21 protein-coding genes are annotated in these 23,086 nt (G+C 37.0%); 18 read left to right on the forward strand and 3 right to left on the reverse strand.

What is annotated here, in order from left to right; translation table 11 throughout:
- From ACYUCW_RS09875 to rpoS, 10 genes are all read left to right on the forward strand, one after another.
- On the forward strand, positions 1 to 1,000 hold a 1,000-nt coding region (locus ACYUCW_RS09875), incomplete at its 5' end, for an elongation factor 1-alpha C-terminal domain-related protein (protein WP_460408508.1).
- Positions 1,000 to 1,614, forward strand: a complete 615-nt coding sequence (cysC, locus tag ACYUCW_RS09880) for an adenylyl-sulfate kinase (RefSeq protein WP_004244354.1) — start codon at positions 1,000 to 1,002, stop codon at positions 1,612 to 1,614. The genes ACYUCW_RS09875 and cysC, both read left to right, overlap by 1 nt.
- 291 nt (positions 1,615 to 1,905) lie before the next feature.
- The gene (gene ftsB / locus ACYUCW_RS09885) at positions 1,906 to 2,196 is read left to right on the forward strand and encodes a cell division protein FtsB (RefSeq protein WP_026090399.1); all 291 of its coding nucleotides are present in this window, start codon (positions 1,906 to 1,908) and stop codon (positions 2,194 to 2,196) included.
- Between the two features lie 39 nt (positions 2,197 to 2,235).
- Positions 2,236 to 2,982, forward strand: coding sequence for a 2-C-methyl-D-erythritol 4-phosphate cytidylyltransferase (gene ispD, locus ACYUCW_RS09890; protein ID WP_004244352.1), 747 nt, complete (start codon positions 2,236 to 2,238; stop codon positions 2,980 to 2,982).
- A gap of 1 nt (position 2,983) precedes the next feature.
- Complete coding sequence (ispF, locus tag ACYUCW_RS09895) at positions 2,984 to 3,466, forward strand: 2-C-methyl-D-erythritol 2,4-cyclodiphosphate synthase (protein WP_004248690.1); 483 nt, start codon at positions 2,984 to 2,986, stop codon at positions 3,464 to 3,466.
- Positions 3,466 to 4,518 (forward strand): tRNA pseudouridine(13) synthase TruD, encoded by a 1,053-nt coding sequence (gene truD / locus ACYUCW_RS09900; RefSeq protein WP_004250266.1) that lies wholly within the window; start codon positions 3,466 to 3,468, stop codon positions 4,516 to 4,518. Before ispF ends, truD begins: the two co-directional genes overlap by 1 nt.
- Positions 4,496 to 5,260, forward strand: coding sequence for a 5'/3'-nucleotidase SurE (surE, locus tag ACYUCW_RS09905; protein WP_004244347.1), 765 nt, complete (start codon positions 4,496 to 4,498; stop codon positions 5,258 to 5,260). The genes truD and surE overlap by 23 nt, the downstream gene beginning before the upstream one ends.
- Positions 5,254 to 5,880 (forward strand): protein-L-isoaspartate(D-aspartate) O-methyltransferase, encoded by a 627-nt coding sequence (locus ACYUCW_RS09910; RefSeq protein WP_004244345.1) that lies wholly within the window; start codon positions 5,254 to 5,256, stop codon positions 5,878 to 5,880. Before surE ends, ACYUCW_RS09910 begins: the two co-directional genes overlap by 7 nt.
- A 153-nt stretch (positions 5,881 to 6,033) precedes the next feature.
- Positions 6,034 to 7,158 carry a murein hydrolase activator NlpD gene (gene nlpD, locus ACYUCW_RS09915; RefSeq protein ID WP_004244344.1) on the forward strand — a complete coding sequence of 375 codons (1,125 nt, stop codon included), beginning with the start codon at positions 6,034 to 6,036 and terminating at the stop codon, positions 7,156 to 7,158.
- Positions 7,159 to 7,832: 674 nt separating this feature from the next.
- Positions 7,833 to 8,822, forward strand: coding sequence for an RNA polymerase sigma factor RpoS (gene rpoS, locus ACYUCW_RS09920; protein WP_004244343.1), 990 nt, complete (start codon positions 7,833 to 7,835; stop codon positions 8,820 to 8,822).
- Positions 8,823 to 8,887: 65 nt separating this feature from the next.
- Here rpoS and mutS read toward each other — a convergent pair whose 3' ends face one another.
- Together mutS and ACYUCW_RS09930 are read right to left on the reverse strand one after the other, a co-directional pair.
- Positions 8,888 to 11,452 (reverse strand): DNA mismatch repair protein MutS, encoded by a 2,565-nt coding sequence (gene mutS, locus ACYUCW_RS09925; RefSeq protein ID WP_017627877.1) that lies wholly within the window; start codon positions 11,450 to 11,452, stop codon positions 8,888 to 8,890.
- Positions 11,453 to 11,784: 332 nt separating this feature from the next.
- Positions 11,785 to 12,567: an OB-fold protein gene (locus tag ACYUCW_RS09930; protein WP_460408511.1), complete on the reverse strand. Its 783-nt coding sequence runs from the start codon at positions 12,565 to 12,567 to the stop codon at positions 11,785 to 11,787.
- Positions 12,568 to 13,044: 477 nt separating this feature from the next.
- Between ACYUCW_RS09930 and ACYUCW_RS09935 the strand changes: the two genes are divergently transcribed.
- Entirely contained in the window at positions 13,045 to 13,209 is a 165-nt protein-coding gene (locus tag ACYUCW_RS09935; protein ID WP_004250271.1) for a hypothetical protein, read from the forward strand.
- A 206-nt stretch (positions 13,210 to 13,415) separates the two neighbouring features.
- Here the strand turns inward: ACYUCW_RS09935 and ACYUCW_RS09940 are convergent, their stop codons facing one another.
- The gene (locus tag ACYUCW_RS09940; RefSeq protein WP_163748599.1) at positions 13,416 to 13,865 is read right to left on the reverse strand and encodes an acetyltransferase; all 450 of its coding nucleotides are present in this window, start codon (positions 13,863 to 13,865) and stop codon (positions 13,416 to 13,418) included.
- 416 nt (positions 13,866 to 14,281) lie between these two features.
- Between ACYUCW_RS09940 and licT the strand changes: the two genes are divergently transcribed.
- The 7 genes from licT to ACYUCW_RS09975 all read left to right on the forward strand — a co-directional run bounded on the left by licT (position 14,282) and on the right by ACYUCW_RS09975 (position 23,053).
- Complete coding sequence (gene licT, locus ACYUCW_RS09945; protein ID WP_004244338.1) at positions 14,282 to 15,142, forward strand: BglG family transcription antiterminator LicT; 861 nt, start codon at positions 14,282 to 14,284, stop codon at positions 15,140 to 15,142.
- Positions 15,143 to 15,249: 107 nt separating this feature from the next.
- Positions 15,250 to 17,139, forward strand: a complete 1,890-nt coding sequence (locus tag ACYUCW_RS09950; RefSeq protein ID WP_049213556.1) for a beta-glucoside-specific PTS transporter subunit IIABC — start codon at positions 15,250 to 15,252, stop codon at positions 17,137 to 17,139.
- Between the two features lie 83 nt (positions 17,140 to 17,222).
- Positions 17,223 to 18,047, forward strand: coding sequence for a PHP domain-containing protein (locus tag ACYUCW_RS09955; RefSeq protein ID WP_004244334.1), 825 nt, complete (start codon positions 17,223 to 17,225; stop codon positions 18,045 to 18,047).
- 758 nt (positions 18,048 to 18,805) lie between these two features.
- A complete protein-coding gene (locus ACYUCW_RS09960) occupies positions 18,806 to 19,114 on the forward strand; it encodes a helix-turn-helix domain-containing protein (protein ID WP_004244333.1) in 309 nt (102 codons plus the stop codon).
- Between the two features lie 185 nt (positions 19,115 to 19,299).
- A complete protein-coding gene (locus tag ACYUCW_RS09965; RefSeq protein WP_004244332.1) occupies positions 19,300 to 19,851 on the forward strand; it encodes a fimbrial protein in 552 nt (183 codons plus the stop codon).
- Between the two features lie 59 nt (positions 19,852 to 19,910).
- Positions 19,911 to 20,477 (forward strand): fimbrial protein, encoded by a 567-nt coding sequence (locus ACYUCW_RS09970; protein WP_004248677.1) that lies wholly within the window; start codon positions 19,911 to 19,913, stop codon positions 20,475 to 20,477.
- A gap of 77 nt (positions 20,478 to 20,554) precedes the next feature.
- On the forward strand, positions 20,555 to 23,053 hold the full coding sequence (locus ACYUCW_RS09975) for a PapC/FimD family outer membrane usher protein (RefSeq protein WP_004248675.1): 2,499 nt from the start codon (positions 20,555 to 20,557) through the stop codon (positions 23,051 to 23,053).
- Positions 23,054 to 23,086: the final 33 nt, after the last annotated feature.

Below are 23,086 nucleotides of genomic sequence, written 5' to 3' on the forward strand. Positions count from 1 at the left end.
GCAAACTCGCCGCCATAGTTTTATTAGCACACTCCTTGGGATCCGTCACTTAGTGGTCGCGATTAATAAAATGGATCTACTTGATTATCAAAAAGAGATCTTTGAGTCGATCCAACAAGATTACCTGCACTTTGCACAACAATTACCGCGCGATCTCACTATCGAATTTGTGCCTATCTCTGCACTGGAGGGAGATAATGTAGTATCTCCTTCATTAAATATGCCTTGGTATACAGGAGAAACACTGTTGGCATTACTTGAAGATGCGCCGGTTAAATTTAAATTAGGGGCTAAATCTCAAAGATTGCGTTTTCCTGTACAGTATGTGAATCGTCCTGATTTAGATTTTAGAGGCTACAGTGGCACAGTTTCATCAGGCTCTCTTTATCAAGGACAACAGATCAAAGTATTACCCTCAGGACAGCGTTCAACCATTAAACGTATTGTGACTTTTGATGGCGATCTGACTCAGGCGCAAGTGGGTCAAGCGATTACACTGGTGTTAGCGGATGAAATCGATATTAGTCGTGGCGACATTATTGTTGATGCTAACGATACTACTGCTAATGTTAGCAATCATGCGTTGGTGGATATCGTATGGATGTCAGAACAACCGTTAGTACAGGGGCAAACCCTTGATATCAAAGTAGCGGGCAAAAAAAGTCGTGCCAAAATAGAGAATATTCACTATCAAGTTGATGTGGATAAGCTCACTCAACAAGTGACCGAAAGTTTAGCGCTAAATGCCATTGGGCATGTTGAAGTGTTATTTGAAGAGCCATTGGTGCTGGATAACTATCAACTTAATGCACAAACAGGAGGGCTTATTTTTATTGATAGATTAAGCAATGTCACGGTGGGTGCTGGTCTTATTCGAGAAATTCGCGACAACGTGCAACCCACAACTTCCCAATACGATGCATTTGAAATTGAACTCAATCAGTTGATCCGCCGCCATTTTCCGCATTGGGGCGCAAGAGACTTACTGGGAGGAAAATAGTGACGATACATCAAGATATTGTCTGGCATCCTCATCAAATAGGGTTAAAAGAGCGTGAAGCACAACAGGTACACAAAGGATGTGTACTTTGGTTTACTGGGTTATCTGGCTCAGGTAAATCAACACTGGCTGATGCGCTAGAGCAAACCTTATATCAGTACTCGACACTCCATGCGCCTATCCGCACCTATTTATTAGATGGTGATAATCTACGCCATGGTTTATGCCATGATCTTGGGTTTAGTGAACAAGATAGGCATGAAAATATTCGCCGTGTAGGGGAAGTGGCTAAACTAATGGTTGATGCCGGATTAATTGTCTTAACAGCATTTATTTCTCCTTATCAGCAAGATAGACAACAAGTAAGAGAAAGGTTTGCTCAAGGGCGATTTATTGAGATCTTTGTTGATACACCTTTAGCCCTTTGTGAAGCACGTGATCCTAAAGGCCTCTATCAAAAAGCACGACGAGGAGAGATCAAACAGTTTTCCGGCATTGATTCACCTTATGAACCACCCACTGCGCCAGAAATTCATTTAGACGGCTCACTCGCGATTAATGAGCTTACACAACAAATCCTCGCTTATTTACAGCAACAACAAATTTACCGCTAATCATATCTCTACATCATTTTCTCTTATCTGGGAAAATATGTAGGGATAGAAGGGGTTTTTTAATAAACTGATTTGGCGGCAAATACAGTGTAAATACCACTTCTTTACTTACCACTCCAGTAGATAAAAACGCGCTTTTAAGCATATAACTTATACTTTATCTGAAAAATAGCGTGATTGTTTATGTTAAGGGTGGGGGGAATACGAATATTCATGTAATATATCTGCGCGCTTTTGTGGCGCAGATGGGAGAGTTGTGGGATGATTAGCCCATTCATTTTGGGGGTGGTAATGGGGAAATTAACAGTCTTACTTCTGATCTTACTTGGTTTTCTACAATATTCATTGTGGTTAGGTAAAAATGGTATTCATGATTACAACAAAGTAAGTCAAGAAGTTGAATCTGCATTAGCGCAAAACGCACAATTAAAGTCGCGTAATGATCGCTTATTTGCGGAGATTGATGACCTCAATGGCGGGCAAGAAGCATTAGATGAGCGTGCTCGTAGTGAACTTGGCATGATAAAGCCTAATGAAAGCTTTTATCGTATTGTTAATGATAAATCCCAACCACGTCGTTAATTTGTTGAATTAATAGTGTGCCTTGATATAAATACTATAATGAATATACCAAACTCTACTTTTCCTATTGTGGCGGTTATTCCCGCTGCCGGCATAGGTAGTCGAATGCAAGCAACCTGCCCGAAGCAATACCTTAAAATTGGCAGATTGACTATCCTTGAACATACTATTAATGCGCTATTAAAACATCCACGCATTTCGCAAATTATTGTCGCAATTAACCCAGAAGATGACTATTTTTATCACCTAGCTCTTGCTAAAGATAAACGAATTATTGTCGTTAAAGGAGGGGGACAACGTGCTGATTCGGTATTATCAGGGCTTCGCTATATTACAGAACATCTTGCGCAAAATACATGGGCGCTAGTTCATGATGCAGCAAGACCCTGCCTGTCCTTTAGTGATTTGGATAATCTTATTCAACTCATTGATGATAACCATCTTGATCCTCAATTTTGTGGCGGGATCTTAGCCTCTCCTGTGCGTGATACGATGAAACGTAGTCATCAACAAGATAACCATATTGAAAAAACAGTGGCAAGAGACACGCTATGGCATGCTTTAACGCCACAATTTTTCCCAGCGGCCTTGTTAAAACAAAATCTTGAAAACGCATTGGCACAAAACGTACCCATTACTGATGAAGCATCTGCGATGGAATTTGGTGGATATGAACCCTTATTAGTTAAAGGCCGTGCGGATAATATAAAAGTCACACAACCAGAAGACTTGGCTCTTGCAGAATTTTTCCTCTCTCGACAAATTACCAGCATAAGGAACACATAATATGAGAATTGGACACGGTTATGATGTACATAAATTTGGCGGAGAAGGCCCAATTATTATTGGTGGTGTGAGAATTCCTTATGAACAAGGTCTACTAGCCCATTCAGATGGCGATGTTGTACTACATGCGGTGACAGATGCCATTTTAGGTGCTGTTGCGATGGGCGATATTGGTACATTATTTCCTGATACAGATCCGGCTTATAAAGGTGCGGATAGCCGAGTATTATTGCGCGAAGCCTTTTCAAGAGTGATGGCTAAAGGTTACCGTATTGGTAATCTTGATGTCACTATTATTGCTCAGGCACCTAAAATGCTACCTCATACTCCACAAATGCGTGTCAATATTGCTGAAGATCTCCATTGTCATGTCGATGATATCAATGTTAAAGCGACCACTACCGAGAAATTAGGTTTTGTAGGACGCAAAGAAGGTATCGCTTGTGAAGCGGTGGTGTTATTAATCAAAGAGTCTTTATCTTAATGAGTGATTTACCAGAACTTCATTGGCTACATGGCAAACCGACAGCGACAGGGCGATTAAAATCGACACCAGAAGATTTTAAGGTCAGCGAAGATCTCGGCTTTACCTTAGATGGTGAAGGCGAACACGTGATGGTTAGAGTCAGAAAAACAGGTTGTAATACGGCTTTTGTGGCTGAAAAGTTAGCTAAATTTGCCGGTATTCATCCTCGAGATGCTAGTTATGCTGGGCTCAAAGACAGAAATGCGGTTACGGAACAATGGTTTTGTTTGCGTATGCCGGGTAAAGAGATGCCCGACTTTAGTCAATTTACGTTAGAAGGTTGCGAAATATTAGCAACTACCCGCCAGCAACGTAAGCTACGTATTGGGACATTAAAAGGGAACCATTTCACCTTAGTATTACGTGATATCTCCGATGTGACATCGGTGGAAACTCGTCTAGTAGAGATACAAAAACAAGGGGTTCCTAACTATTTTGGTGTGCAACGCTTTGGTCGTAATGGCGACAATTTACGCCAAGCATGGCGTTGGGCAACCAATGAAATTCGGGTAAAAGAGCGTAGCAAACGTAGCTTTTATCTCTCAGCTGCACGTAGTGCGATGTTTAATCATCTGGTGAGCCAACGACTTGAGCGTCATATTTATACTCAAGTGCTTTGTGGTGATGCGATGCAATTGCACGGTAAAAGAAGTTGGTTTGTGGCAGAAGAAGCGGAACTTGCCCAAACACAAACACGCTATGAAGAGCATGATATACATATTACCGCTCCACTGCCGGGTAAAGGTGACTTAGGTACACAAGCACAAGCACTGATATTTGAAACCGACAACTTAGCTGACTACGAAGCATTATGGTCATTAGCACAACAAGAGCGAGTTGATACCACTCGCCGTGCGATTAATTTGCTACCAGAAAATATGTCATGGCATTGGCTAGATGATACTACGGTTTCTTTATCGTTCTTTTTGCCAGCAGGAAGTTTTGCCACTAGCGTTGTCCGTGAATTGATATTATTAGGGAATATTGATGCTGAAAATATTAGTGAGTAATGACGATGGTGTTATGGCAAAAGGGATACAGACACTCGCAAAAGCCTTACGCCAGCGTTATGATGTACAAATTGTCGCACCGGATCGCAATCGTAGTGCTGCATCCAACTCATTAACTATTGATAGACCGTTGCGTAAACAGCGACATGAAAATGGTGATATTGCGATAGTTGAAGGTACACCCACGGATTGTGTCTATCTCGGTGTTAATCATCTCGTCAGACCGCGTCCAGATATTGTGGTGTCTGGCATTAATCATGGCCCTAATTTAGGGGATGATGTGCTTTACTCAGGTACGGTTGCTGCTGCTACTGAGGGCCGGTTCTTAGGTTTACCCGCGATTGCGGTATCACTTGATGGCGAAACGCATTTTGACACAGCAGCCCAAGTGACTTGTGATGTTTTAGCTATGCTACAACGAGTACCTTTAAGAGCTGGGAATATTTTAAATATTAATGTGCCTGATATTCCGTTAGCGGAGATCAAAGGTTTTCGTATAACACGTTGTGGAAGTCGTCATGCTTCACAACATGTTTATACACAAACAGATCCAAAAGGAAATACCCTTTATTGGATCGGGCCTCCTGGCGAAAAAAATGATGTGGGGCCGGATACAGATTTTGCAGCGGTTGATGCAGGTTATGTCTCCATCACACCATTACATGTTGATTCAACAGCGTATAAAGCGCTTGAGTTATTAAAAGATTGGTTAAATAAAGCAGAGGTCGAAAAAACATGTTAAGTCGGTCAATGAAAGACTTACTGACAATGTTAAAACAACACGGCATCAATGATGAGCGTCTGTTGGAAGCTATGAGCAAAGTACCCCGAGAGCTATTTATTGATGAAGCGCTCTCCCATAAGGCTTATGAAAATACGGCTTTACCTATTGGTAATGGTCAAACTATTTCACAGCCTTATATTGTTGCTAAAATGACATCACTGCTTGAATTACAAGCAACAGATTCTGTGTTAGAGATTGGCACAGGCTCTGGTTATCAAACTGCAGTATTAGCAAACTTAGTGCATCATGTCAGTTCAGTTGAACGGATAAAAATATTGCAGTGGCAGGCAAAACGACGCTTTAAACACCTTGATTTACATAATATATCGACTCGTCATGGCGATGGTTGGGAAGGTTGGGTATCAAAAGGCCCCTTTAATGCTATTATTGTTACTGCCTGTGCAACAGAAGTACCGCAACGACTCTTGATGCAATTAGCTGATGGTGGCAGGATGATCATTCCTGTCGGTGAACAGCAGCAGATGCTTAAGTTTATTCGTCGTTTAGGTAATGATTTTCACTATCAATCTATCGAGGCTGTACGCTTTGTCCCCCTAATTGCGGGTGAGTTAGCATAACTTCCAGATAAATCTGACCATTTTTTATTACTGCTTTTTTGTAGCTTGTCGTAATCTGCACTAATAAATGAAATATTTTCAAAAAATTGCAGTCTCTTTGTGTTACTCAACAAATTGCTAGACGCTAATGCCTTTTAAAAGGGAGAAGGAAGTATGAATTCAGAAAGCCCAATTAAGCATGTCCGCTGGGCAATCATGTGTTCGGTAATCGGATTTGCATTAACAGGCTGTGCCGACACGCCTTATCGTCCTGCACCGATAACCTCTGTCAATGATAGTTCGTCAAATCGTACCGTTTCTACATCACCTGTTACAACTAACAGTAATGCAGGAGTGGCAACACCTATTGAAAGAGGTTCAACTCCGTTACAAACAACGCCTCCTCCTTCTATTAGAGTGAATAACACAACCGCGCAGCCTCAAAGCCAGCCTCGTACGCAAAATGTTACCCCTCAAAATGTCAATACGGATGGTAGCGGACGCATTGTGTATAACCGTAATTATGACAATATCCCTAAAGGGAATTACAGCGGTAACACTTATACGGTTAAACGTGGCGATACAATGTTTTATATTGCGTGGATCACGGATAGTGATGTAAAAGATTTGGCCTCAATGAACAATATTCCAGAGCCATATAGCTTAAATGTTGGACAAGTACTTAAGATTGGTAACCGTCAAGTTAATACCGGTACCAATACCAATGTAAATACTTCGGTAATTAATAAACCAAGTAGTGAAGGTGTTCAGACAGCACAAACTAAGCCGTCAAATAATAATAGCTCAATGGGGCCGTTGATCACGAAACCAACAACAACGACACCGCCAAAGACAACGACTTCGACACCAACAACTTCGGCAACAACCAGTAATAACACAACGGCAACCTCTAAACCTGCAGCCGCAACAGGTAAATGGGTATGGCCAGCACAAGGTAAAATTATTGAGAGCTACTCAAATGCACCTGGTGGTAATAAAGGTATTGATATTAGTGGTACACGAGGTTCACCCATTGTGGCAACAGCCGCAGGTAAAGTGGTTTATGCAGGGAGCGCATTACGAGGTTATGGTAATTTAGTTATCATTAAACATAATGATGAATATCTCAGTGCTTATGCTCATAACGATACAATCTTGGTACGTGAACAGCAAAATGTAAATGCAGGACAGCAAATTGCGACCATGGGAAGTACTGGTACTAGTTCTGTTCGATTACACTTTGAGATCCGTTATAAAGAAAAATCACTTAACCCAATGAGCTATTTACCTAAAAGATAAATAAACGCTTAACGTTGTTAGTGAATAATCTGAAAATTAAGCCCTTTTGTTAATATTAACAAAAGGGCTTTTTTAGTTATTAAATTAATTAAAACCTTGAAAATAAATTTCTTTCACTAAGTAAGATTGCTTAGTTGGAACGTAAGCAAAATGAGATATTTCTGTCAAATTATAGATAAGATTAAATTAGACTGTTGATTATCGAACAATGAATGAGTATGCTAAAAAACGTTAGTTAAAAGTATGAATAAAAATCTAATGTATTCAAAGATAGTGTATTGAATTAACTTATTGTTTTTATTATAGGTTTGTTTTTTGTCTTATCTTTAGAATAATATATATTATTGAATATTATTTTATTATTGCGGATTTTTGTTTATCTTTTTTTTGATGTACATTGTCACATATTGCTTGTTAAACAGTGAATATACGTATAGATAAATATACGTAAAATAATAATAATTGCTGTTAATAACTAATACTTATAGTTAATAAATATATTGAATAAACTATAAAGTAAATTAACAGTAAAACAGATTATGTTATTTTTTTATTTTGTAATTCGTTACAAGGGAAAATCAGTAAACCCGTTGTGTCGTGACACAGCGATAAACTGGTAAATCGATCTCATTAAGAGCGTCGTTTACCTAAATTATCAAGGGTAGGAGCAGCTGATGAGCCAAAGTACGCTAAGAGTAGACGAGTTATATACTGATGATATTGATGAGAACATGGAAGAGTTCGATGAAGCAGCCGCAACAAAAGAGGCTGAAAATGAATCTGACGCTCAAGATGAAATTGAACTCATTGAAGGAGTCAATCAGCGTGCGTTAGATGCAACTCAGCTCTATTTAGGAGAAATTGGCTATTCTCCATTGTTGAGTGCTGAAGAAGAAGTATTCTTTGCTCGTAGAGCGTTACGAGGTGATATCCCATCAAGACAACGGATGATAGAGAGTAATCTACGTTTAGTTGTTAAAATATCTCGCCGTTATACGAACCGAGGGTTAGCTCTTCTTGACTTAATTGAAGAAGGCAATTTAGGCCTTATTCGTGCTGTTGAAAAGTTTGATCCTGAAAAAGGATTTCGTTTTTCAACCTATGCCACATGGTGGATACGTCAAACTATTGAACGTGCCATTATGAACCAAACCCGCACTATTCGCCTCCCCATTCATATCGTTAAAGAACTCAATGTCTATTTAAGAACCGCAAGAGAATTAGCACATAAGCTCGATCATGAGCCAAGTGTTGAAGAAATTGCGCAAACGCTGGATAAACCGGTCGATGATGTCAGCAAAATGCTACGTTTAAATGAACGTATTTCTTCTGTTGATACACCGATTGGTGGGGATTCAGATAAAGCCTTACTAGATATTATTTCAGACGAAAATGAAGAAGGGCCAGAAGCAACCATTCAAAATAATAACCTCAAGGAAAATATCGTAAAATGGTTATTTGAATTAAATCCAAAACAGCGCGAAGTATTAGCGCGTCGCTTTGGATTACTGGGTTACGAGGCTGAAACATTAGAAGATGTTGGTCGAGAAATTGGTTTGACAAGAGAGCGGGTTCGTCAAATCCAAGTTGAGGGATTGCGTCGTTTAAAAGATATTCTGCAAGGGCAAGGATTATGCATAGAGGCACTTTTTAAGATGAACTAGTTGCTTTAGGTGCCCAATGCGTTATCAAGCCGATTAGTTAAATTAACTAATCGGCTTTTCTTTTGTTATTTATTTAGCTCTTTTAAGTGATAGAGCAATTCCAACGCTTGTTTTGGTGTTAATGAATCCGGATCAATTTTATTTAATGCTAATTCAACTTCAGAAGGCTCAATATCTGCTAATAACATTAGTTGTGACGTTTCTACATGGCTTGCCCCTGAATGACCAGATAGGGTTTCCAGCTCTTTTAATTTCTGCTTTGCACGGCGGATCACCTCTTTTGGCACACCGGCTAATGCCGCAACCGCTAAACCATAACTTTTACTGGCAGCACCTTCTTGAACACTGTGCATAAAGGCAATAGTCTCACCATGCTCTACCGCATCTAAGTGAATATTGGCAGTGCCTTCTAGTTTTTCTGGCAGTGTCGTTAATTCAAAATAGTGTGTGGCAAAGAGTGTCATCGCTTTAATGCGATTCGCTAAATTTTCGGCACAAGCCCAAGCGAGAGAAAGCCCATCATAAGTAGAAGTGCCTCGGCCAATTTCATCCATTAACACTAAACTGTTTTCAGTGGCATTATGAAGGATATTTGCGGTTTCTGTCATTTCCACCATAAATGTTGAACGACCCGAAGCCAGATCGTCAGAGGCACCCACGCGGGTAAAAATACGATCAATTGGGCCTATTACCGCTTTTTCTGCGGGCACAAAACTACCAATATAAGCCAGTAGCGTAATTAATGCCGCTTGACGCATATAGGTACTTTTACCGCCCATATTAGGGCCGGTAATAATGAGTAGACGACGTTGAGGCGCGAGTTGTAGAGGATTTGAGATAAATGGCTCACTCAGTACTTGTTCTACAACAGGGTGACGTCCACCAGTGATTTGAATACCTGTTTTTTCTGTTAATTCAGGGCGTGTATAATTGAGTGATTCTGCACGCTCAGCGAGATTAGCCAGAACATCGGTTTCAGCTAACGCTTCAGCACTGGTTTGTAAGGCGGTTAGATGAGGTAATAGTTTTTCGAAAAGCTCTTCGTAGAGCATTTTTTCAATTGCTAATGCTTTACCTTTAGAGGTTAATACCTTGTCTTCATACTCTTTTAGTTCAGGAATAATATAGCGTTCAGCATTTTTCAGTGTTTGACGACGCACATAGTGCATTGGAACTAAATTGCTTTGGCCGCGACTGACTTGTATGTAGTAACCATGAACCCCATTAAAGCCAACCTTTAAGGTATCAATACCCCATTTTTCACGTTCACGAACTTCAAGCTTTTCAAGATAGTCACTCGCACCGTCAGCCAGTGCTCGCCATTCATCTAATTCTGCATTATAACCAGGGGCTATCACCCCCCCATCGCGTACTAATACGGGTGGTGTTTCAACAATGGCATTTTCCAGTAATTCACGCAACTCATCAAACTGGCTGATACGCTGCTGTAATTCTTTAATATAGGGCATATCCGCCTGATCAAGCACTTGGTGGATATCTTGATATTGTTGAAAGGCATGGCGCATACGTGATAAGTCACGAGGACGAGCGGATCGCAATGCTAAACGAGCAAGTACCCGCTCTAAATCACCCACCTGACGTAAAAAAGGCTGTAATTCAAAATAGAGGGGTTGTAAGGCACTAATCGCATCTTGGCGTTTAATTAATTGTTCACGCTGGCGTAAAGGGGTGTGTATCCAACGTTTGAGCATACGGCTTCCCATTGGGGTCACGCACAGATCAAGTACAGATGCCAAGGTGTTATCACAACCGCCAGCAAGATTTTGGGTTAATTCTAAATTACGGCGAGTGGCTGCATCTAAGATAATGGTATCTTGCGGACGCTCCATGGTAATGCTACGAATATGAGGCAACGCAGTGCGTTGCGTATCTTTAACATATTGTAATAAGCAACCTGCGGCACAAAGTGCAAGTCGGGCATTTTCAACACCAAATCCAGTTAAATCACGGGTTCCAAACTGTAAATTAAGTTGCTGTTTGGCGGTCTCACACTCAAACTCCCAAATTGGACGCCGGCGTAAACCTTGCTGACGCTCAATTAATGCCATTGACTCAAAGGTTTCAGGATAGAGTAGTTCTGCTGGGTGAGTGCGTTGCAGTTCAGCAGCCATACTTTCGCTATCCGGCATTTCAGTGACCCGAAAACGTCCAGAAGTAATATCTAAAGTGGCATAACCAAAAGCGCCATTTTTATCTTGCCAGATAGCGGCTAATAGATTGTCTTGGCGCTCTTCAAGTAGCGCTTCGTCCGTAACGGTGCCCGGTGTGACAATACGGATCACTTTACGCTCAACAGGGCCTTTGCTGGTGGCCGGATCACCAATTTGTTCACAGATGGCAACGGATTCCCCCAATTGCACTAATTTAGCCAGATAATTTTCAACCGCATGATGAGGAACGCCAGCCATAGGAATAGGTTGACCTGCCGACTGACCTCGTTTTGTTAATGAAATATCTAATAAGCGTGAGGCTTTTTTAGCATCATCAAAAAACAGTTCATAAAAGTCACCCATACGATAAAACAGTAAGATTTCTGGGTGCTCTGCCTTAAGCTTAAGATACTGCTGCATCATGGGGGTGTGGGATTCGAAATTTTGGCTGTCAGTCATGGTGTCGTCTTTCTTAACGTATTGAAGTTTATCTCGTTTGTGAGTGTTGGTTGTTAAACTCTATCTGGTTTTATTTCACAAACATCATACGGCATCATACCATAAGGTTTCAGTGTGTTGCTTTAATCATCTAAATATCTTTGCCAATAAAAGTATGATTGATGGCTTATTTTTATGATGTTCTGTGAAAGTGTAGCGTTATGTGTATTTAGACTATACAAATCCACCGTTTGGCTATATTCAGAATAAGTTTGGATTGGTGCTTGCAGAAAACAATAAAGGGCACGGATGCCCTTGTTTTAAAATTTAATCAGGATAGTTGTACCTAAAAGCTACATTTCAACGCCAAGTAACTTAGCTTCTTCTTGTAGTTTTTCTTTGCTAATACTCTTTAATACTTTTACTGAGTCATTCATGCATTGAGAGTTAATATCTTGGCATTGAGAGAAATCACCTGTTTCTTTACCTAATACTTTAGCAAGTAATACTATTTGCTTTATTTCATTAGGTACTTCATTGTTTCCCTTAATAAATTTATTAACAAACTTCATTTGCTCGTTTGTTATTTTTGATGCGACAGCAGGTACCGGTTTGCAATCTTTTAGCCCTGGAGAGCCTATAATTACGCTGTCACCAACACAGGCAAGTGTTATTTTTTGATTCTTATCTAAATCAGCAGCCATATCTCTGTATGGTTTTGCTAGATGAAGTCTTACAGTAGAGAACATCTCTCCTGTGTTTAAGCTAATAACAGGTATATCGCCAATACTTGAGTCTATAGATTTAATAATGCCTGTAATAATAATGTTCTTACCTTTATAGGTTTTATCTCCTCTTGCCTCATTGCTAGCATAAGTCTGTTGCATCTCTCTAGCTGTAACACGAATATAATCTGTAGTTATTTGTGAATCATTACCATTCAGTGAATTCATCACATCATTGTTAATGATTAACTCAGCCATCTTGTATTCTTTGTCTGTCATTGCTATTTTTTGTTCAGAAGATTTTACTGCTTCTGGTTTTTTATCAGAACCATCTTTATCTTTGCCGACAAATATGCCAATAATGATTAGCACAACAAGAACAATCAACACCCATTTTAAAACTTTCTTCATTTCAATACCCTTTGATGGTTAAACAAAACTTTACAATTCTATTTAACCATCATAAAAGGGGATCGCAAGAAAAAACACAAAATATTAGTTTAATTGGGATTTATAGCACGCCGGTTATTCATATATGCTCGTTTTATAGTCATGTCAGTTCCGCTGATAGATGGATTAATTGATTTTATAGGAACGTTTGTTGTTATGTCTTATTTTACGGTGATATTTAATTGTCATCGATTCCATTCAGCTCATGCTGGTAAAACACCGTATGAAGTTTTAAAAGAATAAGCTTGGTCTTTAAGATTAAATATTAGCCAAGGTTCTGATTGACACACTAAGTTAAGCGACTTTTCAGATTTGCAGTTATCCTGTTGCCCTAATTTAGAAAAACAACTGGCTAATTTTTAACTAGAAAAATAATCTACATTGAATATAAAACAACGATAATAAAATGCACTATCGCCCGTTTGAAGTGAGACTAGTATGAAAAAGAATGAATTAGTTCAAGTAACAAAACCAACTCGTACTCAACTTATTCGTTCGGTAACAACCTCTACGGCGATTGAAACAGGGCAGGAGTCCCGTCGCCTTGAAGAAGAAATGAAAGCAAAGCGTGAGAAGTTTGGGCATTTGAAACTTGCTACTTAGTTATCTTAGACTCATATTTGTGCAGGATATCTATTTCGCTAGATACGCTTTCTTTTATTGAGTATTGAGCAAGTTACTTCGCTATTCCCCTGCAGAGGTAAACATAAAGCCGCTTTTACTAATATTCATCGTGCGTAAGTAATAAGCATAAAGGTATTTCTCTATTCTAGAGTTATAGCAATCTATATACGTACAAGCTTGTAAAACTAAAGGGTGATCGCCTTAGCTCTACTTAGATGCAATAATGGGTACGCTCTTCCTTGATTATCCAACTCCGAACGTCCAGATATTTGAAAGCCCATATGCTGATAAAAACCAACGGCTTGCTGATTTTGTTCATTGACATCAACGCTTAAATTAGGATGAAGAGTTAATGCGTGTGATATTAACTGTTTTCCTATCCCTAACCCGCGTGCTGATGCATCGATAAAAAGCGCCTCTAGATGACCGTCATGTAAAAACATAAAGCCGAGTGGGCGATCTTCTTGATTAGTAGCAACCCATACCGGTGTTTCGGAAAAAAAACCGATAACTTCTTTTTCAATCTCTTGGCGATCGTCAGCTGTCAGAAAGTCATGTGTAGCATCGACTGAATTTTTCCAGATTTGTATGATTTCTGGTGCTTCTGAGGAGCGTGATATTCTAATTTTTAACATTTTTTACCTTTAGATAGACCTATTATATTAAAATAAACTTATACTAATGATATTAATGTCATTTTTTCTGATAAAAAAGTTATTTTTAAGTGTTGGAGCTAATCTAGAGGATATTTATTTTTTATAAAATATTATCATATGGTTATAAATTAAAATATAAAGCCATCAGCCGGTATCGTTCTTACCTTAAACAATCTTTTTTTAATAAGTCGGATAAATATGTGATCTATTACTAACTTTACTGTGCTAAGTTTGACGATATAAATATCCCATGTTAACGTCCTAGTAAACGTAGGGATTGTAATAGTACCTGGCTTACTACACAAAACCCATTTGTAGATGAAAAGTATTTTTTGTCTACAAATGGGTTTTTGCGTTTTTAAGCCTTAATAAAAGAAAATTTTTGAGCATGCCAGATGAACATGAAAATTAAAAAAATATTAAATAACAGTGTTGTGATCTCTCTGGATGAAGCAGAAAAAGAAATTATCGTCATGGGAAAAGGGATTGCCTACGCCAAAAAAGTAGGTGATGAGATAACATCTGAACAAATAACCAAAAAATTTATCTTAAGCCCTAAAAATTGTCCGCAGAGAGTGCTCGATCTTTTATCGAATATTACGTTGGATTACGTAGAAATTGCGGACAATATTATTCAGTATGCAAAAGAAAAAATGACCTTAGATACACAAGATAGTATCTATATTGCATTGATCGACCATATTCAAGCCAGCATTGAACGGTATAAAGAAGGGACTTTTATAAGAAATAAAATATTGTGGGAGATAAAAAATTTTTATAGTGAAGAGTTTGATATTGGTCTTTATGGCTTAAAATTAATTAATGATAGATTTAACATTTCAATGCCAGAAGATGAAGCAGGATTTATTGCATTACATATCGCCAGTATTAGAACAAACGATAATATTCAGCAAACCTACAAAGTGACCCACTTTATCCAAAGCATTACTAATATAGTCAAATATTATTTAAACATAGAGTACGACATAGGATCGTTAAATTATCGTCGTTTTGTGACACACCTTCGCTATTTCTCCATCCGATTATTTTCACAACCTGAAAATGATCACGAACCTTTAGAAAATGAGTTACTCGATATAATAAAAGACAAGTACCATCAACCTTATATGTGCTGTTTGAAAATAAGTAAATTTATTAAAGATAAATATAATTGCACCTTAGATGACAATGAAATTTTATATCTAATAATCCATATTGCAAAAATTGCAGAGGATAATAAAAAGATGAATAAATAAAAAATATGCCGTAATAATAAATCATTTAAATTTAGTTGGTTAGGCGATAACCAACTCTATCCATATATCTTTAATTTATTTTTACAGAATAAATAAAAGGCAATGCTATGAATTATAAAGAATTTGCAAAACAAATTCTCGCTATTGTTGGTGGCGAGGATAATATAAAGTCATTAGTACACTGCTCCACTCGATTACGTTTTACATTACATAATGAAGATAAAATTGATCCTTCAAAAGCCAAAGCAAATAGTAAAATATTATCTGATGTGATGAAGGGAGGACAATATCAACTGGTTATCGGTAATGATGTTGATAAAGTATTTAATGAACTAACAAAAATGATAAAAACAAATAATACTCCTCATGATAATAATAAAGACCAGAAGAAACAGTCTATCGTAAATAAAGTATTATCAGCAATTACTGGCTCTATCGCTCCGGTTATCCCTCTGTTAGCGGGTGCCGGTATGGGGAAAGTGTTACTTATTGTATTAACGATGCTAGGTTGGTTGGATAAAAGTGACCAAACTTATTATATCCTTAACTTTATCTTTAATACGGCCTTCTATTTTATGCCGGTATTTATTGGTTTCTCGGCGGCGAAAATATTTAATTGTAACCAATATTTAGCTGCAATGGTCTGTTTGGCGATGGTCAGTCCTGAATGGACAAGCTTAGTTAAAGCCGGTGAGCCTGTCGAGTTTATGCATATTCCTGTCGCTTTGGTTAAATATTCATCTCAACTGATCCCTGCTTTAATTACTGTTTGGATGATGTCTTATATAGAACGCTTTATTGTTCGTATTGTGCCAGAAATGGTTAAAGTATTTATGGTGCCTTTATTGGTGATTTTAGTTTCGACACCCATTGCGTTGATTGCGGTCGGTCCTGTCACTTCATGGTTCGCTCAATTAATTGCTGATGGGGTGATCTTAATCCAAGAGCACACCGGTTTTATTGCTATTCCATTATTAGTGGCTATTTATCCATGGTTAGTATCTATTGGTATGCATAAAGCACTTAGTCCTGTCAGTATTATGTTAGTGGAGCAAAAAGGTTTTGACCCGATTATTCGTGTTATGGCGCTATGCTCCAACATGTCTCAGGCTGCTGCTTCTTTAGCTGTTTCTGTGCGTACTAAAAACAAAACCTTAAAACAATTAGCTTTTTCTGCCAGTATTACCGCCTTTTTTGGTGGTATAACTGAACCCGCTATGTATGGGGTTAACCTCAAACTGAAAAAACCAATGTACGCTTGTATGATTGGTGGTGCTATTGCAGGATTATTTGCTGGTATTGTTAAGTTAAAAGCGTTTGTCTATGTCACTCCGGGGTTATTAAGTTTACCAATGTGGATATCTGATACAGATAACCAAGTAGTAAATGCAATAATCACCTTATTGATTGCCAGTGTAGCCACTTTTATTGCAACTCTTATTATTGGTTTTGATGATCCTACTGATGACCCAATCCGTGACGAAGAAGAAAATAATAAACAAGCTGCATCAACCAACAAAAAACCACAAATAGCGAATAGTAAATTACCTGTTGGGTTAATTTCACCTCTGCAAGGTAAAACGGTTGCACTTTCAGAGGTTAATGATGAAACATTTGCCTCTGGCATTATGGGACCTGGCATGGCAATTATCCCCACAACAGGAAAAGTGATTGCACCTGCAGATGGCGTTGTTGATATTACCTTTTCTTCTGGTCATGCGATTGGCTTAACACTGGTTAACAATATTGAAATGCTGATCCATGTGGGGATTGATACCGTTAACTTAGCGGGACAGCACTTCACATGCTGTGTCGTTAAAGGTCAGAAGGTGACAAAAGGTGATACGCTAATTGAATTTGATTTAGATGCGATAATAGCCGCAGGCTATGATCCAACAACGATGATCATCATTACTAATGATGATCATAAACTAGACGTTGTTCAGACCGATAAAAAACATGTCGACCAAAATACAGTTTTACTAACCGTGGGTTAAAACAATATGAATAACAAGCTTATGGTAACTAACGATTATTGCGCGACTATTTTTAATGGAAGAATTAACAGAGGTACTTCTTCATGATCTATGCTGATTTACATGTTCACACAAACCATAGTGATGGTGTTTGTGAAATAAAAGATGTCCTTGAAAATGCATTTAGAAACGGCATTAAGACTATTGCGATCACCGATCACGATACTACCAATCATTATGACGAAATTTACCGAGAAGGGGAGCGTCTTGGATTAAATATCGTCAAAGGTGTTGAAATGAGTTGTTATGACTTTGACGTTTATAAAAAAGTCCATGTAGTGGGACTTTGGCTTAACGAAAAAACGCCCAACGTTGACAAGCTGTGTGATAACACTCTTAACTGTCGTGATCAGTTTCACCGAGAATTAATATTATCTCTCAATCAACAAGGCTACGATATTTGTTATGAAGATGCGAAAAAGTTCTCAAAATATAATATCGTTTTTAAAATGAATATATTCCAAGCATTGAGAGAAAAATATCCAGAGGAAATGACCAAAGAGCGTTATAAACAACTTTTTGGCTCTAAAACAAAAATAGAAACAGACTTAAAAATGGGGTATATCCCTGTTGATGAAGGAATTGCTGCTATCTTACAAGACGGTGGTATTCCTATACTTGCTCACCCATGTGTCTATGACAACTATGATGAAATAGAAAAATATGTCCAGTTTGGATTGAAAGGATTAGAAATAAGTCATTCTAGAATGAAACCTATCGACTATGAACTGACCCAAAACTATGCTAATAAATTTGGTTTGCTAAAAAGTGGCGGTAGTGACTTCCATGATCCTGCGTTACTTAAATTTGGCGATTTTGGCCTAAATCAAACACAATTTGAGACCTTAAAAAAGGACGCAAATAAATAAGTAATGATCTGACTTGATATAATGAAACGATTAAACGCCCAGATGGTTTATTGGGCGTTATCTTTAAGCCCCCATATTGTCTTTTCTCATATTATCCAACCCATTTTACATCTTCTTTTTCTGCTTGGTCGTCTGATTTTTAATCGACATTGTCAGTAAACCCTGTTACTAATCTTATTTTTGAGATAGACACCAGCTATTTTTATATCTGAATTAGTATGATTTTAAAAAAATTGATTTGCGAATTTGAGCAAAACCGATTTTTCTCATCATAATTTTTACCCACTTTGATGGGGATATCTAATCAATATAGCCGTGTTATTTTAAGCAAAATGAACGTTGTAATTATTAAAAAAACATCAATTACTTAATTTTATCTTATTGAGATGCTCTTTTTTTGATTGTAAATATATCGCAAAAATTAAAGCAAACTAAATTAATTTAACTTAAGTGAAAATAATTAACACGCAGTGCGTGTAAAATTGCATTTATTAACGAATTTAGACTAAGTAATTTTACTATTGAATTTATTCATTTTTTTCTACATACATGAAACAAAAAATAGATAAAGATTTAACAAACAATAGTTGTAAACTATCGTATTTTGATTATCTATCGTTTTAAACATGTTTACATAAATTGATAAGCAAACTATTGTCTCTGCAAATCAGATGTAAATCGTATTTTAAATTTTTCTATTTAAATTTATTAATGAGAATAAAGTAAGTGGTAATTTACATATACGAAGGTGGCTTTTCATGAATATCGATAAGAATAGAGGATCTGATTCTTTATTATTAAGGAAGAATATTGGAAATTTTATTAGAGAATCTCGTATACGTAAATCTCTAACAGGAGCCCAATTAGGCGAATTACTTGATGTGAGTCAGCAACAAATATCAAGATATGAAAATGGAATAACAAGTATCAATATTGAAACATTAGATATGATATTAAAATTATTGGATGCTGACTGGTCTGAGTTTTATCGAAAAGTTCTTGTCGTAGATATTATAAAACATAAATTAAAAAATAGTGATTCGTTTCCATTCTATTTGCGTGTTTAGATGATTTATATCATCTGTATAAATACAGTTTAAATTTTATATAAAAATTTAAATAGTCATAAGTTTTTAAAAGTAATGGAAGTAACAATATCATCTCTGGATGGGATGAGGATAATGTGTGTAACTATATATCATAGTTAATTTTTTAACGCTTTAATTCCTACGTTAAATATAAAGGTAAAAATATGAAATTGAATAAATTAGCGATGTTCGCTATTGCATCAATGGCTTTTTCTGCGACTGTTGCTCAAGCGGCTTCAGGTGATGGTACTATTACTTTCACTGGTAAAGTTATTGATGCACCTTGTGGTATTGCTACCGAAAGTGCTAACCAAGCTATCGATTTTGGTCAAATCAGCAAAAGCCTATTAGAGAAAGATGGTATTTCTCAAGTTAAACAAATCCCAATTAAATTGGTTAATTGTGATTTAACTAAAGCCGGTTCTGATACTGGTGCTGCAGGTTCTTATAAAGGCGTAAAAGTAACCTTTAATGGAAATACTATTACTGGTGCAACAGAAGAGTTAGCAACAACTGGTAATACAGGGACTGCTATTGTTATTTCAGGAACAACAACTGGTTCAATGGTTAAATTCAATGAAGCAGGTGAATTACAAGCACTGGGTAATAATGATAATACGCTGATGTATACAGCTTGGGCTAAGAAAGCAACAAACGGAACAATTGCTGAAGGTGAGTTTAACGCTACAACAAACTTCACATTAGCCTATGAATAAAAAATATTAAATTTAACGAGAGCAGTTAATCTGCTCTCGATTATTTAAGGCCAAAATCTATGTTTAAAAAAATCATAATATTATTATTTTTCACTAAAATCTTTTCAACATATGCAAGCGGAGCTGTATTGGATAAATATATCCCATCAGATAAAGTTTGGTGGCAAGGAACAGCAAAGTTTTTAGGAAAAGTAATTTCGCCTGCTTGCACATTAGATATGGATAGTAAATATCAATTAGTTGATCTAGGTACTATACCTGTTAATAAAATGAACAATAATGATGACTTATTAGCGAGTAAAAAAATAAAAATAAAATTATCTGATTGCCAATTTATTAATAAGACTAAAAATATCGATAAAGTGAAAGGCGTTACTTTAACATTTTATTCAGATGTTAGTGGATCTAAAGCTGATTTATTTTCATTTAATAACAGTGATGAAGTCTATTTTAAAATAATAGATGAATATGGATATAGCGCTAATTCTGGAGAGTCATTACCATTAATATATGTTGATGGGGATAATACATATCTATATTACAAAATAGACGTTGTAAAAAAGTTGGATGTAATTACTCCTGGTGATTATTATGCAAGCGTTTTATTCAAAATAAATTATGAATGATTAGCTGCTTTCAACTTCTCATTAAAACTTTAAGACTTAAATAATCAAGGTTATTAGCCAATATGAACAGAGAGAATATGAGTGGAAGATCTACAAGCATTTTGGCAACTATATTATTTATAATTTATTCTCAAAATGTATATTCTGTAGAGTTTAACTTAGATGTTGTTGACTCTAAATCTAAAGATAATATTAACTTTGCTAGGTTTAGTGAAGCCGGTTATATTTTACCGGGTAAATATCAGCTTAACTTAGTACTTAATGGACAAGGGATCGGTTCATCAACATATACTGTTAACGTATTAGAAAGAGAAAATAAATCTCAAGATGAAAATAAAAAACTGTTATCTCAAGCCTGTTTAACAGGTGATATTATTTCATCTTTAGGATTAAAGGAAAAAATAGAAAATAATCTACCAACATGGAATGATGGAAAATGTATTGACTTATTAAGCCTAGATGGTGTTGAAGTTACAACAAAATTAAATGAAGGTATATTATCAATTAAAATACCTCAAATATGGCTTGAGTATACAAGTGCTACTTGGTTACCACCATCTCGCTGGGATGATGGGATCTCAGGTTTGATCCTTGATTATAATATTAACACCAATGTTAATATCCCTCATGAAGGAAGCAATACGCAAAGTATTTATTACAATGGTACTGTTGGTTATAACTTCGGTAGCTGGCGTATTCGTTCTGATTATCAAGGGAATTATAATCGAACCTCTGGTGATGCGGAAAACAATAAAGATTTATTAAATTTTACTCGAGTTTATGGATATCGCGCGATCCGCAGTTTAAAGTCTAACCTAACCATCGGTGAAAACTTTATAAACTCCAATATATTTAATTCTTGGCGTTATACGGGGATTAGTTTAGAAAGTGATGATCGGATGCTCTCTCCTCAACTAAGGGGATATGCACCACAAGTTACAGGGATCGCTGAAACTAACGCAAGGGTAGTTGTTAAGCATCAAGGACGTATTCTTTACGATTCAACAGTACCCGCAGGTCCATTTGCCATTCAAGATTTAGACAGTTCGGTACGTGGTAAATTGGATGTTGAGATTATTGAGCAAAATGGAAAGACGAATAAATTTCAAATTGATACAGCTTATGTTCCTTATTTAACAAGACCGGGACAAGTTCGTTATAAGGTTGTTGCTGGACGCTCTAGAGATAAATTACATAATACAGAAGGACCTATATTTGGTACGACTGAAGCTGCTTTTGGTTTAAGTAATGCTTGGACTATGTATGGTGGTACCATTTTCGCCGGTGATTATAATAGTGTAGCACTTGGGGTTGGGCGCGATATGTTCGCTTTCGGTGCGGTATCTGCCGATATTACACAATCTTATGCTCGATTACCTGATCGTGGCACTATGCAAGGTAAGTCATGGCGAGTCAGTTACTCTAAACGTTTTGATAATTTGGATGCGGATGTAACCTTCGCTGGATACCGATTTAATGAACGTAATTATATGACGATGCAAAATTATTTAGATGCACGTTATCGTGATGATTTTACTGGAAAAGAGAAAGAACTCTATACAGTAACCTTTAATAAAGGTCTTTCTGAATATAACACATCAATTGGGGTGCAATATAATCATCAGACATATTGGGATCAAAGTAATTCCGATTATTATTCTATTAACTTAAATAAATATATGGATGTTTTTGCAGTTAAAAATATTTCATTAAATTTATCTGCATCGAGATCTAAATACTATGGCAAAGATAATGATGTCTTCTTTGCGAGAGTCAGTATTCCATTAGAGAATAATAGAGGATTTATAAATTATGATGGCTCAAGAAATTCGGGGAACTATACGCATAATATAGGGTACTTTAATACCACGGAAGATAACTTAGCTAATTATAATTTAAATGTTTCAACGACATATGGCGATGATATGGATAGTAGTTCAAGCTTCTCTGGCTATTATGGACGCTATACTTCAATCGCTAATATTAATGCGAATGCCACTATCTCAAATAAAAATACCTCATCATTTGGTTTTTCTGCTAATGGGGGCTTAACGATTACCGCTAAAGGAGCAGCACTTCACCCAGATGGATTTAATGGTGGTACTCGCTTATTAGTTGATACTGAAGGTGTTGCAGGAGTACCAGTTGATGGTGGCCGTGTAACAACCAATAATTGGGGTTATGGTGTTGTTACCGATATTAATAGTTATTATCGCAATGAAACAACGATCGATTTAACTAAATTACCTAATAATATAGAAGCGACACAGGCGATTGTAGAATCTTCATTAACTGAAGGTGCTATTGGTTATAGAAAATTTGAAGTGTTAAAAGGTGAGAAGGCCTTTGCAATAATTAGGTTAGCTGATAACTCTTATCCACCATTTGGTTCAATAATTAGTAATGCTAAAGGACGAGAGCTAGGAATAATTAGTGATGATGGTTTTGCTTGGCTAACAGGTATTAACCCAAATGAAGAAATTAGAGTATCTTGGGGAGCTGAACAACAATGTGTCGCTAAACTTCCAAATAAAATAGAACCGAGTAATAAGATATTATTATTGTGTGAAAAATAAATATCGGTAATTAATAAACGACAAAGGTCTTGA

The organism is Proteus sp. MB838 (genome assembly GCF_054767435.1).